This window comes from Vibrio sp. QJM3NY_35, assembly GCF_057785915.1.
Genome location: NZ_CM173508.1, coordinates 812,386 through 830,086 on the forward strand (window position 1 = coordinate 812,386; position 17,701 = coordinate 830,086).

The following is a 17,701-nucleotide window of genomic DNA, read 5'->3' on the forward strand; positions in this document are numbered from 1 at the left end:
TTGGCTGTGGAGAGCAGGAGTTTTCTATGAGCGATTCGCTGCAGCAGGAACTGAAAAAATTCGAATTGCCTACCCGAACAGATTTCCCTTGGGTAGGCAAAGCAATAACGACAATGGGAGTGATACTCTCCCTCCTACATATTTGGTTTAATACTTTATCTACCTTGCCAGAGCTTTGGATTTCGGCGACGCATTTCGCTGGTTTCGCAATCATTTGCGCACTTTGGTATCCCGCCCATGTCTCGCTTAAAAAAAGCAAAATAGCATTAACTATCGATATTGGGATTGCCTTGGCTGCTTTAGCTTGCCTTATCTACATTCCCTTTGCCGAAGATGCGTTGTATGACCGAGGCGTAAAATTTATCGCCAGTGATTGGTTTTTCTCTATCTTGGCGATTGCCATCGTCATTGAGCTGATTAGACGCACTATGGGCTGGTTCATTCCAGTGCTTATCTTAGTGTGTTTAAGCTATGTAGTGCTTTGGGGACAATGGACCAGCGGTATTTTTCATTTTCCGGGTTTAAGCCTTGAGACGTTACTTTATCGAAGCTTTTATTCATCAGAAGGGATGTTTGGTTCGATCTCAAGAATCAGCTGGACCTTCGTGTTCATGTTCATCCTATTTGGTGCTTTCTTAGTACGTTCGGGTGTCGGTGATTACATCATTGATGTGTCTCGCGCAGCGGCAGGCAAAGTGATTGGTGGCCCCGGCTTCATCGCCGTGATTGGCTCAGGCTTAATGGGTTCGGTGTCTGGTTCGAGCGTCGCAAACACCGTATCGACGGGTGTTATCAGTATTCCTTTGATGCAAAAGGCAGGTTTCCCTTCGCGATTCGCGGCCGGTGTTGAAGCAGCTGCATCGACGGGTGGGCAGTTAATGCCACCTGTGATGGGTGCGGGCGCGTTCATCATGGCCTCTTACACGCAGATCCCTTATGTCGATATTATTGCGGTTTCCTTTGTTCCTGCGCTTATCTACTTTTTGTCTGTGGCCTTTTTCGTGCGTATTGAAGCGAAGCGTAGTGGTGTACAAAAGGTGACCTCTGGCTGTGAACCTTTGTTAAAGGTATTGCTGTCGGGTTGGCACAACCTGATCCCATTGGCCGTGTTAGTGACTTTGCTCGTTCAAGGCTTTACGCCGACTTACGCTGCGGGTATTTCGATTCTTTCTGTGGTGGTGGCATCATGGTTCTCTAAAAATCACAAAATGGGACCGAAAGCGATCATTGAAGCCTTGTCTCAAGGCGCAAAAAACATGGCGACAACGGCTGTGTTATTAGTTGGTATTGGTCTAGTTGTTAATGTCATTAGCACTACGGGAATTGGTAACACCTTCTCTTTGATGATCAACAGCTGGGCGAATGGCGAGTTACTGGTGATGATTGCGTTGATCGCACTGGCGTCTTTGATTCTGGGTATGGGGCTACCAGTAACGGCGGCTTATATTGTGTTGGGAACATTGTCTTCTCCTGCCTTGTATAAATTGATTGCTGAAAGTCAGCTGCTCGACTTGTTGGTGTCAGGGCAGCTTCCTGAGCAAGCTAAAGCCATCTTTATGTTGGCTGCGCCAGATAAGCTTGATCTATTGAACGCACCGATGGCGTTGGAAACGGCGAAAGAGATGATTGCGTTGGTTCCTGCTGATTTTGTGGAAACTCTGCTTGAACAGAGCCTTGGCTTAGAAGCAATCAGCCTCGCACTGCTTTCGGCTCACTTAATTATTTTCTGGTTATCGCAAGACAGCAACGTGACTCCGCCTGTTTGTTTAACTGCATTTGCGGCTGCAACCATTGCTAAAACACCCCCGATGAGAACGGGCTTAATGGCATGGAAGATCGCCAAAGGCTTGTATTTAGTACCATTGTTGATTGCCTACACTAACTTGGTAAGTTGGGATGTGACCTCCGTGTTAGTCACGGGTGGCTTTGCTGTTATTGGTACTTACGCGTTTATCGCGGCGATTGAAGGTTATCTAGAGAGCGAAGTTAATATTATTACTCGAGTAGTGTTGGTTGCGATAGGTATAGCTCTAGTATGGCCTGATGTTTCAGTCGTGATCCGTTTGGTATGTGTTGCCATTTTTGTTGGCATCTTTATCTACAGCGGTCGTAAATACGATGCTAATCAAGTGAAAAAGGAATCAGAAATTGAGGAAAAAAAGTTACCTCAAACCGGGTCTAACACTGTCGCGTCTTCCCTATAATTAAAGGATTGAATGTAGGAATATTATGAACTCAACATACGACTATATTATCGTTGGTGGTGGCATTGTTGGTGTGTCGACGGCATGGCAATTACAACAAGCTCACCCTGATAAAAGTATCCTTTTAGTCGAGAAGGAACGTGGTTTTGCGCAGCACCAAACTGGCCATAACAGTGGTGTGATTCACGCTGGCGTTTACTACGCTCCGGGCAGTTTAAAGGCGGATTTTTGTAAACGCGGCGTAGAGCGCACCATCGCCTTTTGCAGCCAACACGATATCCCTATCGAAAACTGTGGCAAGCTGTTGGTCGCGACCAATGAGCAGGAAGTCGAGCGCATGAACGCGCTCTATCAACGTTGTCATGATAACGACATTGATGTCGACCTCTTAGATCAGGCGCAGCTGAAACTTGCCGAGCCGAACATCACGGGCTTGGGCGCGATTTATGTCAAAACCACCAGTATCGTCGACTACAAAAAAGTCACCGAAGTAATGGCTCAAGAGTTTGTTGAGGCGGGTGGCAAGCTCAGCCTTGGCACTGAAGTGATTATGGCGGATGAGCAGGAAGATGAGGTGCAATTGACGTGCAAAGTCGACGGTCAAACTCTACAACTGAACAGTCGATTCTTGATCACGTGTTCTGGCTTGATGGCCGATAGAATGACCAGCATGCTTGGCATTGAAACCGACTTCCAAATCGTGCCTTATCGCGGTGAATATTATCAGTTGGACGCCAAACACAACCAAGTGGTGAATCACCTTATCTATCCGATCCCTGACCCAGAACTGCCTTTCTTGGGCGTGCATTTAACACGCATGATTGATGGCTCCGTAACAGTAGGGCCAAATGCAGTTCAAGGCTGGAAGCGAGAAGGTTATGGCAAGCTTAACTTTAGTTTCAAGGACACTTGGCAGATGCTGAGCTTTGTGGGCTTTTGGAAGGTGACTGCGAATAATCTGAAAACCGGTTTGGTCGAGTTTAAGAACTCGTGGTGGAAACCGGGCTATCTAAAGCTAGTGAATAAATATTGCCCGAGCATTACGGTGTCAGATTTCAAACCTTACCCAGCAGGCATTCGCGCCCAAGCGGTCCTCAAGGATGGTACCTTGGTTCATGATTTTCTGTTTGCCGAAAGCCCAAGAAGCTTGCATGTGTGTAACGCGCCATCGCCAGCAGCGACCTCTGCAATGCCGATTGGTGAATACATTTGTGGCAAGGTAATGAAAAAGACGGCTTAATGATAACTGAGGATCATTGATCGAACTTTTCTCCAAAGAGAATAAAAAATCCGCGAGCTCAATTCTATTAAGGATCGAACTCGCGGATTTTTAGTTTTCGCCATCTTTGTTCGGATTAACGTTAGTTAGTCAATCGATTAACCTTACAGCCAATCAGGGACGAAGTTAGCGACGATAGTGACATCACTAAAGTTACGGTAACCGCGCACCATGATGTTGAATTCACCCGCAGGTTCGTTCAATACACACTGTTCGTTGCTGCTGTTCTGGTATGGACGGCAGTCGTAGTTCGCTTTCGATACGGTGCCGTTGTGTTTCACATACAAGTCGGCATCGCCACTACGAGGGCCGGTCAAGGTTATGGTTAATTGACCTGCACTTTCCGTCGTAAATGTGAAGAATTGCTCTTCACCATATCCTGCAGTAAGTCCTTCAACAGGCACGTCATTTTGCAGCTCTTTAGGACCTGCAACAGGCGAATCAAGGCTGGTTTCTACTAGGTAAGCAATTGCCAACTTAGCGAACTTGGTCGCGTGTGTCGCCGTTGGATCTGAGTTTTCAAGCGTGTCGTGCTCTGTATGGATACTTGGGTTGTAATCATTGAACATGCTCTCGAATGGCATGGCTGCTGGGTAGCCAACATTGTGCCAAGAGGCGTGATCAGAACAGGCATAGCCGCAATCATCAAAACCGTAACTGATGTCGCTCGCGTAAGTGTCGATCAGCTCGCTTAAGTAGGCGGTGAGGTTGCTGTCGGTGTAGTCCGTGATGAAGGTGATATCGTGCGCAGAACCGTTGTAGTTGGTCATGTCTAATTGCAATACGGACACAACGTTGGCTTGCTCATCTCTTAAAGCGTTGGCGACATCTTGAGAACCACGTAGGCCCACTTCTTCTGCCGCATAACCATAAAACTTGATGGTCTTGTCTGGCTGAATACCACTGGCGATCATCAGGCGAAGCGACTCTGTTACCGTAGCAATGCCAGACGCATCATCATCAGCTCCCGGTGAGATTGTGCCTTCGCTTGTCCAAGAACCTACCGTTGAATCAAGATGGCCGCCAACCACCACGATCTCTTCAGGATATTTAGCACCAAGCAGTGTCACTTCAACGGATTTTTGCGGATATTCAGCATGCGCGATTTGGCGTGCAGACGCATACGGCACATCTTGAATTTCGGTTTTCCAGCGCTCTAAAAGCCAATCCGAAGCAGCGACACCAGTAGAAGTAGTATAAAAACGGTTGGTGAAGTTGGTTAGATTTTCGATGGTCGTGACCATGTTGTTCGGCTCGACCTGAGCGAGTAGATCGTTCACTGTGTCTTGATGGCTGATCACTGGCTTTTCGAAGCTGCTCATGGTCAGTGGCATAGCTGCCGCTTTGAGTGCACTTGCTTTGTCTTCGTGCACCATGTAGCCACCACAACGGTGAGTTTCTTCATGCATGTGGCTGGATAGTTTAGCCAGCTCTTTCTGGTTGATTTTCGCGACGATGGAATGCTTGTTTCCCGTCACGCTTGGGTAAACCGTTGCGCCATGCTGAGTCATTATATGCTGTGCGTCCGCATCGGTGGTGATCCAAACTTCTTCGTTCGCTGGTGGTGTGATACCTAGGGATGCGTAAACCGCAGTACTGTTGATTAGGGTTAAAGATCCCCCGAGCACAGCCAAAGCTAGCATGCTTTTTTGAATAGCCATTTGTCGTCCTTTTTATGGTGAGTATTGTTATCTTGATGGGTTCGATTTTTGTGTAATGCGTGGTTTTTCATGTAGACGTTTCATTCGCTAAATAACTCATTAGCCAAATAGCGAAAAGGGCTCCTATAAGGAGCCCTGAATCTACTTTCGATTATTGAGTCTTAATGAAACGGTAATGCTTGGTTTCTGAACAGATATCGCTTGAGGTACACACTTGGTACTCAACATCTACTGTGCCGTTGTGACGGAACTTGTCGACGTATGAGTTGAAGTCTGTAGCACCAACATTCTTGCCATTACGCTTAATCACGAAGTAGTCGTTGGTATCGTAATCCCATGCCAGCTTAACGCGCGCCTTGCCGTTCGGGTTTTTGTTACCAAACTTCAGTTTTAGTGGGAAGCCTTCTGCTGAGTCACCTTCAATCGTAATCGACTTGCTGGTTGATGTTGCAACGCCTGCATCGTCAGTCACGGTTAGCGTTACCACGTAGTTGCCTGCTTCAGCGTAGGTATAACGAGTCACTTCACCTGTTTGCGTGTTGCCATCGCCTAGGTTCCATTGGTAAGAAACGATCTGACCGTCGCTATCCGAACTTGTGCTGCGCAGTTCTACTTCTTTGCCGACAATCGAGTGTTCGAAAGAAGAGACGGGCGGTACGTTAGCGTTGCCTGATTCGTACGATGCTTTTAGGTTTGCACCTGCGTAATCTGAGTAACCTAAAACGTTAACCGTATAACGACCTGCGGTTGGGTTTTCAATCACACACACTTCATCGGTCACGGTTTCGCTCTTACAGATATTCTCTTGAGAGCTTGGTGCGTAATCTAGGCCGACATAAATATCTGGGTCACCCGTAGACACAGTAAGATCAATCGTCAGTTTCTCTTGGCCTGATGGTACTTCGATATCAAAGTAAGTTTTCGAACCTGTTTCACCAGCAACTGCGGCTTCAACACCATTTTCAAGGCGTTGATATTCCGGTTCTGGTGGAAGAGGTGGTTCGCCACACGGTGATACACCCACTAAGTTAAACGCAGAAACAACATCATCAGCACTGTAGCCAAGATCGGTTGCTGAGTTCTTCACGCCACAAGCGCCTTGCCAGAAATCACTGTTTTCAGACCAGTAGATTTGGTTGGCTAGCACGAACAGTTCGAACGCTTTCTTGGTGTCCCAACCTTGTGTGGTTGCAAGATGGTAGAACGCCTTGTTGAACACGCCAGAGCTGTAGTGCACGTTTAAGCCATCGTAGTACTCGGATGCATTGTTGATTGAAGAGCCATCGCGTGATGGATCGTCCATGTAACGCAGCGCTCCTTCGCCTTTGAAGATATTGCGCCCGACCATCCAGTCGTTGGTGCCTTTCATGTAGTATTCTGCGGCTTCACCTGCCATGTCAGAAAAGGCTTCGTTCATACCGCCGGATTGGTTTGCGTATATCAAACCTGAGTTTTGCTCAGTGAAACCGTGGCTCACTTCATGGGCTGATACATCTAGGCTAACAAGCGGATAAAAGAAGCTTTCACCATCACCAAAGGTCATGGCCTTGCCGTCCCAAAATGCATTCTCGTAGTTTTCACCGTAGTGAACACGCATCATGAGCTTGAAGGAGAGTGGTGCTGTGTCGAACCAGTTTTTATACATGTCGAACACGATGTTACCGAAGTAGTGTGCATCGTTGAGTGGTGAGAACGCACCGTTCACGGCTTTATATTCGTTACGAGGGCATTCATAGCTGTAAGTAGTGTCGCCGTCGGTCGCACCGTTCAGGTTAACAGTGACCACGTTTTCCGATTCCATCACACACTCTGTGCCCACTTCTTGAACATCAAGGTAGTGGTAGTCGGTGCCGTACTCGTACATGCCTGTTTTTTCGTTACCGCCAGGACCTGTACCGATCTGTGCGTGAGCAATACCTTCCCAACGGTCGATGACTTCGCCTGTGTGCGCGTCTAGCATGGTGAACGGTCGAGTCGGCTGTTCACTGCCTTCTACTAGGTAAGAGACAACGTACACTAGTCGTGTTTTATCTACGCTTTGTTGTCCGATGCCTTGCTTCACAGAGCCTTGATAGATAAATAGCTGATGTTGGACGTTGTCTAGAGATTTGCTGGTTAAGCCTTGAGTCTTTAGATCTTTACTTGCGAGTTCAACCGCTTGAGCGCTGTTGATTGATGGCTTAACAAAAGATCGTTCTAAGGTCGTTGTTTTAAGGTAGCTGCCTTGCACCGACTTTAACGCGCCACCTTGCGCACTTTGGGTGGCATTTAGGTAGTGCCCCCATACTGGCGTTCCCCAGATGTTTTGCTGGATCTTTACTTTGTAGATGCCACGCTTTTTCAGGTTTACTTCTTTCACCATCTTGAAGCTAGAGGCGTTACTGACTCCTAACTGAGCGTTTAACCCAGAGAAGTTAGTAAAGTTGATCGGTTGATCGATTTGAACGGATTCACTTGCATGCACTGACAAAGACATAGCACTGGCTATAGCAACGGCAACTAAACGCTTTCTTATTTTCATTGTTATTTTCTCTTTCCATGTAAAATCAAAGAAAACGTAACAAAATTATCACAACGAATTTACATCATTCGATCTAATTAATTAGTAGCATGGCAATGATCTCTTTTATTCATGAAACTTATATTTCTCGTATTTACAGATAGTTATCGTTTCTGTTTATTTTTGAACGCACTCATAGGTTTTATTTATAAAATCATGACACTTTTATTAAGTGTTATTTTTTTATGGAAATTAAGATTTCTGGGTAAATTGATCTGTGCCTCAATTAACGGATTCTGGGCTGATAGAAGGATCAACGATTTGGGCGTGTCAGTTTAAGCGGGAGGTAATTAAGCGAATTTAAGGGCCATTTTGATAAGGAATTGACGATTTTTGGACTTATTTTCTGAATTGTTACTTATAACAGGGCAGGGTAATTTGGAACTTCTTTGGCACAGAGCACAAAAACGGCTGGATGAAAAAAGCCAGTGACGAGGTCACTGGCTTAGATGCACTTAGTTTGTACAGGCTAGCGTGTAAAGTCACACAAGCTTTAGCAAATTACTGTTTTTTAACGAGCTATTGCTTTCTAACGAGCTATTGTTTTTACGAATTATTGCTTCTTACCGCCAACTTGAACGTAGTCGATACCGATAATACGGTTGATGATACCCAGAACAGAGCTTGTATCAGAGTTTGTTGAGCGAATAGTATCAACCGTAGCGCCTTCAGGTACTAATTCCATTGCACGATCTTGTGTGTTACCAGGAACTTGGAAACCGACAATGTTGAAGCTCTCAGCGTGCGCTGTGTAAACTTCTTCGTTGTGGCTGATACCTGAACAACCTGCTAGAGAAACAATGCCTAAAACAACTAATAACTTTTTCATAAAAATACCTTAAGAATGATTGGAATCGAGATGGCAAGCCACAAAGGCAGTGTCATGATTATCTAGATTCAATAAGTTCATGGGAGACAGCATCTCCCGACCGATGTTGAACATTATTCCAGAGGTGTTTTGTAGTTACTGTATGGGTTTGTCAGTTGAATCATTACATAGCTGAATGGTTATGGTGAATACCGCACCCTTTAAGGCTTGGCTCTGACCCACTTCCACGGTTGCGTTGTGCTGAGCACAGATCTTCTCGACGATAGAAAGCCCTAAACCATGGCCGCTCTTGGCTTTGTTACGTGCTTTGTCGCCAACGTAAAACGGTTCAAACAAGCGAGCCTGATGTTCTTGAGTCACACCATCACCATCATCATGTACAGCTATCTGCAGTTGCTCTTGATGCGCGCTGGCTTCAATTAACACTTGAGAGCGTGCGAATTTCATGGCGTTGCGTACGAGGTTATCCAGAGCGCGGTTCAGCAGTATTTCATCCGCAAGAATCTCGTAAGGTTGCTCTGGTAGTGATAGGTTGATGTCGAGCTCTGTATCCTTGTTCCAGCGCGTCATTGCGTGACCAAGAAAGTCATTTATCTCGACATGTTGCTGTAAATTCTCGAGGTCGCAGCTATCCAGCTTGGCGTAACACAATAGCTCGTCGACCATCTTCTCCATCTCTTCGGTATCTTCCACAATGCTCTCTACAGTCTCTTGCTGAGATTCGTTGAGCGGTGTGTCTTTGAGCATTTCAGCTTGCCATTGGATACGGAATATTGGTGTGCGCAGCTCATGGGCGACCGCATTAGTGAGCGAGCGATTGCTCTCAATCAAGCGGTGAATGCGATCAGCCATTAGGTTGAAAGACTTATTGAGTGAGCCGATTGCAATGCCGCTTGAGGTCTCGGCTCGCGAGGAAAGATCCCCTTCTGCAAAGGCGAGCGTCGCCGACTCAAGCTTCTTAACTCGGCGGAAGATGATAAATAGGTGACATACGCCATATAAGATAAAGCTGGCTAGGAAGAACAACCAAATGAGGTCATCTTCCAATTCTATCTTTTGTCTAACGAACGCTTCACTGTTGGGTAGGTAATGATAGGTATTGTCACTGCTTGCTAAGCGAAACCAAAGATCACGCTCATCATCGTGAAAGATAAAGGTATTTGGGTTAGTCGAGAAGAACTCTGAAACAGGGCTTGGTATTTCATCTTTTGGATTGAACGTAATCAGTTTATTTCGAGTGGTTTCGACAAACTGATTCATGGCTTGTTGAGCCGCTTCAAGCCCCTGACTTTTTGCGATGTTTTCTATGAGTTGCTGGTGGGCTGTGGCTTCATAATCTTGCAGAACATATTCGTAGTCAGTATTGAGCTGATAGACACAGATTTCGTAAGCGACAATGCCGCTCATGAAGCAAACTAACAGCCCTAATAGGGACTCCAAAAAGATACGTCGCATAATCGCTCTCTTTCATTACGCTCGTACTGAGCGAAGTTAATGCCAGGCGGTTGAAACAAACAAGTAGCCTTTACCGCGAATGGTCTGAATTTTCTCTGCTGGTGTGTGGTCGTCGCCCAAAATCTTCCTTAAACGTACAACCTTGTTGTCAATCGTACGGTCTATTCTGTCGTACTCAATGCCGCGCAATGTTTGCGTCAAGTAATCACGAGATAACGGCGTATCTGGGTTGCTTGCCAATAACCAAAGTAGGTCAAACTCGCTGTCAGTGAGTGATAAAACCGCACCTGAAAGTTCACACTTCTTATAAGTGTTTTTCAGAACGAGTTGATCGAACTGAAGGGTGTCTGAGTCATCGACTGAAGCGGTATTGGTGTCTTGGCGGCGTAATAGCGAACGAACTCTGGCCAGCAGAACTCTTGGTTTGATTGGCTTAGTGACATAGTCATCAGCCCCTGTCTCTAAACCAGCGACGTGCTCAAAGTCGTCATCGCTAGCGGTGAGCATCAAGATTTTACCTTTATAGTGCGTACGCGTCTGTCGGCAGATTGTAAGTCCATCAGTTACAGGAAGCATCAAATCCAGCAGTACGATGTCAGGTTGCTCCGTGAGGATGGTCTGTGCGGCATCACTGCCATCGTCCAACACCGTGACATCAAAATCTTGCGCGACAAAGTAGTCCTGCAACATTTTCTGAAGTTTCAAATCGTCTTCCACGATGATCATTTTAGGTTTTGTCATTCCATTATCAGCCTTGTCGTGCGTTTCACTTATTGAGATTAGGTGAGCGAGTCTTCGTCGTGATGAACCATTACGATTATACGCTGTTGCATATAAGTTCACATGCTTCGCCAAATACCTAAAGCGAATGATTAAACACTTTATAAGTTAGTTCAATGATGAATTGGCATTTATAGGAAAATAAAAAACATCGTTCAAATAGGCTCGACATTCTCATACATTCTCACGACAGATAAATTCAGCGCTAAACAATAGAATTTTCTCATCAAACACTTTGGGGATGACGCATGAATAACTATAGAAAAACGTTACTGGCACTGACTTTGATTATTTTAGCTGGGTGTAATTCAAATTCTAGTTCAGGTAAAGCGACGACTAAAGCTCAAGTGAAACCTAAGGCGGATTACGTATTTTCGTCAGTAAAATTAGGTAAGTTGTATCAAGAACGAGAAGAGCTTCAAGAGTCTATGAAACTGACCTATGACGGTGTGCAGTATGACAAAATTCAATTTGCTGAAGAAATCAGTGAGAAGCAAAAAGTTGTTAGGCTTGCGAGCCGTTTAGGTCAAAGTGTTGACTTGTATTTTCCTGATGCAGTGTTTGATAGCTGCGGTGTCTACACTGAGAGCAAGGGGTTGGACGTGTTTGATTGCAGCGCCGCCCAACGCTCTGTTTCTAATGAGACCACGCTAATCCAAACAAAAGCGAACAGTGCAAAAGCCGTTGAGCTTGAGTATCACAATGAACTGGTTCAATACGTGACTAGCCTTGGGTCTACCATTCTGAGTAACACTAAAAGTGGGAACAAGGTAACCATCACCACTTCATTTGCTTTCAATGCCTTTTACCGAGATGTGCTCAAAGAGACTGGCGCTGTTGAGCGAATTCAATCGACTTTGGGTGCATCCACCTATTCTCAGCTCTTTGATATCGTAAAGTTGTACCCAGGCAGCGAGATGACGTTGAAATTCACTAATCATATTGGTGGCAGCGCTGACGACGATATCAATATGTATACCGGGCGCATGATCCACAGTAACAACATGACGACGATCGTAACGCCTACGGGGTCGGTGTTCTCTGGCGGCACGGATTTGTTCGCTGCGGGTAACCCACGGGTTTTGCAACGAGCAGATACCTCCAAAGCTATTGAGCTTAATAAACAGGTTGGTGTGCACAGTTGGGCTGAGGATGATAAAACAGCCAAAGACTTCCCATACAAGAACGAAAGCCATCGCAAGCAAGCGACCTACTTTAAAAAGGTCATGGGAGATACAGGAATCGACTTCTATATATTCACTTTAGATTCTGCTCCGGCTTCTGGTGAACACTGGGTGACTAAGGCCGACTCAGATAAATACGATTTCATTACACGTATTGAGTAGCTTAGGCTCGTAATAACATAAGAAACGACTTGATAAGGTTGGTGATGACGTTGTTGTCACCAACCTTTTTTGTTCATTTTTTGATTCGTTACCTGTGTTGATTGTGGATTTCCTTGTCTTACATTTCAGTATAAAAATTCCTTGATACTTCCTTTTCACTCCCTCCCCAAAAAGTTTCTACACGGACTCTCACTGATTGATTTTTGAACTTTCCAAGCAAAAACATTTGACCAATAACTATCACACCTCAAATCTTTAATTGTTTTCGTTAGTGCTCTAAATGATAGTTAATTTATTGTTTTATAATGATTTTTGTTGTTTTGAATGCTGTATTGTTACGATTTTGTTTTAAATAATCATTTGAACCCTAACTAAATTTCTGTCATTTTATATTTAACTGAACGTTCAATATAAAATAAAAGGACTGAGAAATGCCGAAGGTTGGGATGCCTGATATACGTAAACCACAGCTTGTTCAAGCCACCATGACGGTGATTGATCGAGTGGGTTTGCATGCCGCGAGTATTGCGTTGATCAGCAAAGAAGCGGGAGTCTCCACTGGCATTATTAATCACTATTTTGGCGGGAAGCATGGGCTGCTCGAAGAGACCATGCGTGAAATCCTTCGCCAACTCTCCAATACCATCACCACGTCGCTAAAAGCGCTTCCTGTTGATGCTCACCAACAGAGAATAAACGCGATCATCGACGGTAACTTCGAAGGTTACCAAGCAGAAAATAAGGTCGCGAAGGCGTGGTTGGCATTTTGGTCATATTCAATGCATGACGAGCAGCTGAAAAGACTGCAGCGGGTGAATGAAAAACGTTTGATTTCACACTTACGTCTTGAGTTGAAAGGTATTTTGAATCATGAACAAGCGGATCTCGTTGCTCACGGGATTGCGTCTCTGATCGATGGTTTGTGGCTGAGAGGCACATTAAACCCAGATGGTATCGATGCTCAAAAGGCGCGTGCCATCATCAATGACTATCTAGATAAGCAACTTACGTTCTACTCGTGTCACAGCAAATAGATCGCAGTGGTAGCGTTAGACCTAGACCTAGAGCAAGAGCTAGAACGACCACTATTCGCACCTAATACTCACATATAGACCAGTAGAGTCTAATAACAATAATTAAGTCAGAATCTCAAATGGAAATGAACTCGTTATACATCGATGGCGCAGCGGTTAAAGCAACCTCTGGTGAAACCTTTGATAGCATTAACCCTGCAAACGGTGAACCTATCGCGACGTTAGGCCAAGCATCTTCAGCGGATGTCGACAGTGCTATTGAATCTGCGAAGCGCGGATTTGCGGTATGGTCAGCAATGACCGCTGTGGAACGCAGCCGCATTCTTTTGAAGGCAGTGGAAATACTTAGAGCTCGAAATAATGACCTTGCAAACCTTGAGGTTGTTGATACGGGCAAGCCGCTGCAAGAAGCGATTGAAGTAGATGTGGCGTCTGGCGCTGATGTTATTGAATACTTTGCTGGCTTGGCACCAACGCTACAAGGCGACCAACAACCGCTGAGTGAATCTCAATTTTTCTACACTCGCCGCGAACCGCTAGGCATTTGTGCGGGCATTGGTGCGTGGAACTACCCCATTCAAATCGCGATGTGGAAATCAGCTCCGGCATTGGCCGCGGGTAACGCGATGATTTTCAAACCTTCAGAAGAAACGCCGCTCACAGCGCTCAAGCTTGCTGAGATCTTTACCGAAGCTGGTCTTCCTGATGGCGTGTTCAACGTGGTTCAGGGCGATTACCGTGTTGGTCAGATGCTAACTGCGCACCCAGATATCGCGAAAGTGTCGTTCACGGGCGAAACCGGTACCGGTAAAGCGGTAATGGCAGACAGCGCTAAGACGCTGAAATCAGTCACCATGGAACTTGGCGGCAAGTCACCAATGATCGTGTTTGATGATGCGAAATTGGATGATGCAGTTTCCGCTTCGATGGTTGCTAACTTCTACACCCAAGGCGAAGTGTGTACTAACGGTACCCGTGTTTATGTACACGAAAACATCTACAACGCATTCATCGATCAACTTAAAACACGCACTGAGAAGCTGATCATTGGTGATCCAATGGACATGGAGACTCAGATCGGCGCGTTGATTTCTAAAGAACACCTTTCAAAAGTTCTCGAAGCGATTGAGCTGGCAAAACAGTCGGGTGCAACCTTGCTGACGGGCGGCTATCAAGTGACGGACAACGGCCTCGAAAACGGTAACTTTGTTATCCCAACCGTGTTTGTGGATTGCGAAGACAACATGCCTCACGTTCAAAAAGAGATCTTCGGCCCTGTAATGTCAGTGTTGAAGTTTACCGACGAAGACGACGTGATTCGCCGCGCTAACGACACCAAATATGGCCTTGCGGCTGGCGTTTTCACGCAAAACCTTTCTCGTGCTCACCGCGTGATCCATCAAATGCAGGCGGGTATTTGTTGGGTTAATACGTGGGGTGACTCACCTGCAGAAATGCCTGTTGGTGGTTACAAGCTTTCAGGTATTGGCCGTGAAAATGGACCAGAAACCCTACTTCACTATACGCAGACTAAGAGCATTCTTATTGAACTTGGCGACTACGCCAGCCCTTATGCCTAACGCGTAACACTCAATTTTATGGGCTAGTTTAACAGAGCTAGCCCCACTGACTTATCTCAGGGAAATCAAAACATGGAACAACGCTACGATTATATTATCGTCGGCGCGGGTTCGGCCGGCTGTGTGTTAGCGGATAGGCTAACGGAAAGCGGTGAACATAGCGTTTTATTACTGGAAGCTGGTGGTACGGACAAGAGTATTTTTATCCAAATGCCAACCGCGCTTTCTTACCCAATGAATACTGAAAAGTACGCTTGGCAATTTGAAACAGAGAAAGAACCGGGCCTTGATGGACGTGAACTGCACTGCCCACGTGGCAAAGTGTTAGGCGGCAGCTCATCGATCAACGGCATGGTTTACGTTCGTGGCCACGCCTGTGACTTTGACCAATGGGAAGAAGAGGGCGCTGCGGGTTGGAACTACCAAACATGTCTGCCTTATTTCCGCCGTGCTGAATCATGGAACAAAGGCGGTGATGAATACCGTGGAGACAATGGCCCTGTTGGCACTTGTAATGGTAACGATATGGAGCTCAACCCGCTTTACCAAGCGTTCATCGATGCAGGTAAAGACGCCGGTTACCCAGAAACACAAGACTACAACGGCTACCAGCAAGAAGGCTTCGGCACTATGCATATGACGGTAGACAAGGGTGTTAGAGCCTCAACCTCTAACGCTTATCTACGTCGTGCATTGAAGCGTTCAAACCTTACCTTGAAAAAAGGCATCGTGGCGCGTCGTTTCTTACTTGAAGCACTCGTCGTAAAAGACCAGTCATCAAAAGGTCAATCAAGGCTGAAAGCTGTTGGTGTCGAGTTTGAAAAGTCAGGCAATACTCAAGTGGCTGTGGCGAATAAAGAAGTGATCTCTTCTGCGGGCTCTATCGGTTCTGTTCAACTGCTGCAGCTTTCTGGTATCGGCCCGAAAGCCGTGCTTGAAAAGGCCGGCGTTGAGCTTAAACACGAACTGAGCGGCGTCGGTGAGAACCTTCAAGATCACCTAGAAGTGTACTTCCAATATCACTGCAACGAACCCATCACACTCAACAGCAAGCTTGGCTTGGTCAGCAAGGGCATGATTGGCGCGGAATGGATTCTGACTCGTAAAGGCCTTGGTGCCACTAACCACTTTGAATCGTGCGCGTTCATTCGTTCTCGCAAAGGATTAAAGTGGCCAAACATTCAATATCACTTTCTGCCAGCAGCGATGCGTTACGACGGGCAAGCGGCCTTTGATGGTCACGGTTTCCAAGTACACGTTGGGCCTAACAAGCCAGAGAGTCGCGGTACGGTTGCGATCACTTCTGCTGATCCGCATGCCAAGCCAGAGATCATTTTCAACTACATCTCGACTGAACAAGATCGCCAAGATTGGCGCGATTGTATTCGTCTGACGCGTGAGATTTTGTCTCAACCTGCGATGGATGTGTACCGAGGCAAAGAGATTCAGCCGGGTCTAAACATTACTTCTGATGAAGCGATTGACGAATGGGTTAAGCAGAACGTTGAAAGTGCATATCACCCTTCATGTGGCTGCAAAATGGGTTCAGATAACGACCCAATGGCAGTGCTTGATGAAGAGTGTCGCGTTCGCGGTGTCGATAATTTACGTGTTGTCGACTCATCGGTTTTCCCAACCATTCCAAACGGTAATTTGAACGCCCCGACCATTATGGTTGCTGAGCGTGCTTCCGATTTGATTTTAGGTAAGCCGATGCTCAAAGAGCAGGGCGTTCCAGTGTGGATTGCACCTGATTGGCAAGAGAAGCAAAGAATAAATAAACCAGTAAGAGAAGCGTAAGCCTCTGTTATTAGTTTAAAAATAGAAAGTAGTTCAAAAATAGAAAAAGCAAAAAGTAACAACAAAAATTAGTCAAAAGTCAGAAGAACTGCTCTCTATCGGTGTTGATATCGAGCAGAAAAAGGAAAGATAAAAAGGAACCATTATGACGACTCTAAATATTCAGAACATGACCACGAAAACGTTAACAGCACTAGCCATCAGTTCATTTGCATTTGGTGCTAACGCTTCTATTGAACCACAGCAATGTGAAAACGTTCGTTTCGCTGATGTAGGCTGGACTGACATTACCGCAACAACCGCCGTTACTTCTGAACTATTAAAAGGCCTTGGTTACAAAACCAAAACCGACCTACTTTCAGTACCGGTGACTTACTCTTCAATGGCGAACGGCGATATTGATGTATTCCTAGGTAACTGGATGCCAACCATGGAAGGCGATATTGCTAAGTACCGTGAAGCGGGCACGGTTGAAACCGTTCGTGCCAACCTTGAAGGCGCAAAATACACACTAGCTGTACCAAAATATGTGTACGACTCTGGCGTAAAAAGCTTCGCAGACCTAGCAAAACATGCCGACAAATTTAAAGACCGCATCTACGGCATCGAGCCGGGTAACGACGGTAACCGCTTAATCCAATCAATGATTGATTCTGACGCGTTTGGCTTGAAAGATTTCAGCCTAGTCGAATCAAGTGAAGCGGGCATGGTGTCTCAAGTATCACGTGCAGCACGTCGTAGCCAATGGATTGTTTACCTTGGTTGGGCTCCGCACCCAATGAACAGCAATGTTGAAATGGAATACCTATCAGGTGGTGACGACTTCTTTGGCCCTAACTACGGCGGCGCGAATGTTTACACCAACGTTCGTTCAAACTACCTGTCTGAGTGTGCAAACGTCGGTCAACTTCTACAAAACCTAGAATTCACTCTTGAGATGGAAAACCAGTTGATGGAAGAGATTCTTAACCAAAAAGTGAAGCCAGAAAAAGCAGCTCAACAATGGTTGAACAAGAACCCTCAACAAGTTGAAGCTTGGTTAGACAACGTAAAAACGCATAAAGGTGAATCAGCGACTCAAGCGGTTACTGAATACCTAAAACAAGTTAAAGCTTAGTTCTACCTATCTCAACAGCTACATAAATAATAAAGGTGGGCTTGCCAATTTATCGA

Annotated in this window: 12 protein-coding genes; 7 read left to right on the forward strand and 5 right to left on the reverse strand. The window is 45.8% G+C overall.

The features are described from left to right. The first annotated feature begins 26 nt into the window (after window positions 1-26). Window positions 27-2,204 (forward strand): TRAP transporter permease, encoded by a 2,178-nt coding sequence (locus AC3CH3_RS19055; protein ID WP_488538993.1) that lies wholly within the window; start codon window positions 27-29, stop codon window positions 2,202-2,204. A gap of 25 nt (window positions 2,205-2,229) precedes the next feature. After that, entirely contained in the window at window positions 2,230-3,444 is a 1,215-nt protein-coding gene (lhgO, locus tag AC3CH3_RS19060; protein WP_488538994.1) for an L-2-hydroxyglutarate oxidase, read from the forward strand. A 143-nt stretch (window positions 3,445-3,587) separates the two neighbouring features. On the opposite strand, the gene AC3CH3_RS19065 is transcribed toward lhgO, so the two are convergent. The 5 genes from AC3CH3_RS19065 to AC3CH3_RS19085 all read right to left on the reverse strand — a co-directional run bounded on the left by AC3CH3_RS19065 (window position 3,588) and on the right by AC3CH3_RS19085 (window position 10,729). Continuing rightward, window positions 3,588-5,144: a M28 family metallopeptidase gene (locus tag AC3CH3_RS19065; protein WP_488538995.1), complete on the reverse strand. Its 1,557-nt coding sequence runs from the start codon at window positions 5,142-5,144 to the stop codon at window positions 3,588-3,590. Between the two features lie 151 nt (window positions 5,145-5,295). Next, on the reverse strand, window positions 5,296-7,665 hold the full coding sequence (locus AC3CH3_RS19070) for a M4 family metallopeptidase (RefSeq protein ID WP_488538996.1): 2,370 nt from the start codon (window positions 7,663-7,665) through the stop codon (window positions 5,296-5,298). Between the two features lie 592 nt (window positions 7,666-8,257). Beyond that, window positions 8,258-8,533 (reverse strand): hypothetical protein, encoded by a 276-nt coding sequence (locus AC3CH3_RS19075; protein ID WP_017065177.1) that lies wholly within the window; start codon window positions 8,531-8,533, stop codon window positions 8,258-8,260. 135 nt (window positions 8,534-8,668) lie between these two features. Next, on the reverse strand, window positions 8,669-9,988 hold the full coding sequence (locus AC3CH3_RS19080) for a sensor histidine kinase (RefSeq protein ID WP_488538997.1): 1,320 nt from the start codon (window positions 9,986-9,988) through the stop codon (window positions 8,669-8,671). A gap of 36 nt (window positions 9,989-10,024) precedes the next feature. Next, window positions 10,025-10,729: a response regulator gene (locus tag AC3CH3_RS19085; protein WP_488538998.1), complete on the reverse strand. Its 705-nt coding sequence runs from the start codon at window positions 10,727-10,729 to the stop codon at window positions 10,025-10,027. A 287-nt stretch (window positions 10,730-11,016) separates the two neighbouring features. On the opposite strand from AC3CH3_RS19085, the gene AC3CH3_RS19090 reads away from it, so the two are divergent. The 5 genes from AC3CH3_RS19090 to AC3CH3_RS19110 all read left to right on the forward strand — a co-directional run bounded on the left by AC3CH3_RS19090 (window position 11,017) and on the right by AC3CH3_RS19110 (window position 17,645). Further along, complete coding sequence (locus tag AC3CH3_RS19090; protein ID WP_488538999.1) at window positions 11,017-12,114, forward strand: alpha/beta hydrolase; 1,098 nt, start codon at window positions 11,017-11,019, stop codon at window positions 12,112-12,114. A 431-nt stretch (window positions 12,115-12,545) separates the two neighbouring features. Then, entirely contained in the window at window positions 12,546-13,148 is a 603-nt protein-coding gene (gene betI, locus AC3CH3_RS19095; protein ID WP_004732441.1) for a transcriptional regulator BetI, read from the forward strand. A 119-nt stretch (window positions 13,149-13,267) separates the two neighbouring features. Continuing rightward, window positions 13,268-14,728, forward strand: a complete 1,461-nt coding sequence (betB, locus tag AC3CH3_RS19100; protein ID WP_488539000.1) for a betaine-aldehyde dehydrogenase — start codon at window positions 13,268-13,270, stop codon at window positions 14,726-14,728. Between the two features lie 72 nt (window positions 14,729-14,800). Then, window positions 14,801-16,528, forward strand: coding sequence for a choline dehydrogenase (gene betA, locus AC3CH3_RS19105; RefSeq protein WP_488539001.1), 1,728 nt, complete (start codon window positions 14,801-14,803; stop codon window positions 16,526-16,528). A gap of 145 nt (window positions 16,529-16,673) precedes the next feature. After that, complete coding sequence (locus AC3CH3_RS19110; RefSeq protein WP_004732435.1) at window positions 16,674-17,645, forward strand: choline ABC transporter substrate-binding protein; 972 nt, start codon at window positions 16,674-16,676, stop codon at window positions 17,643-17,645. The last annotated feature ends 56 nt before the right edge of the window (window positions 17,646-17,701 follow it).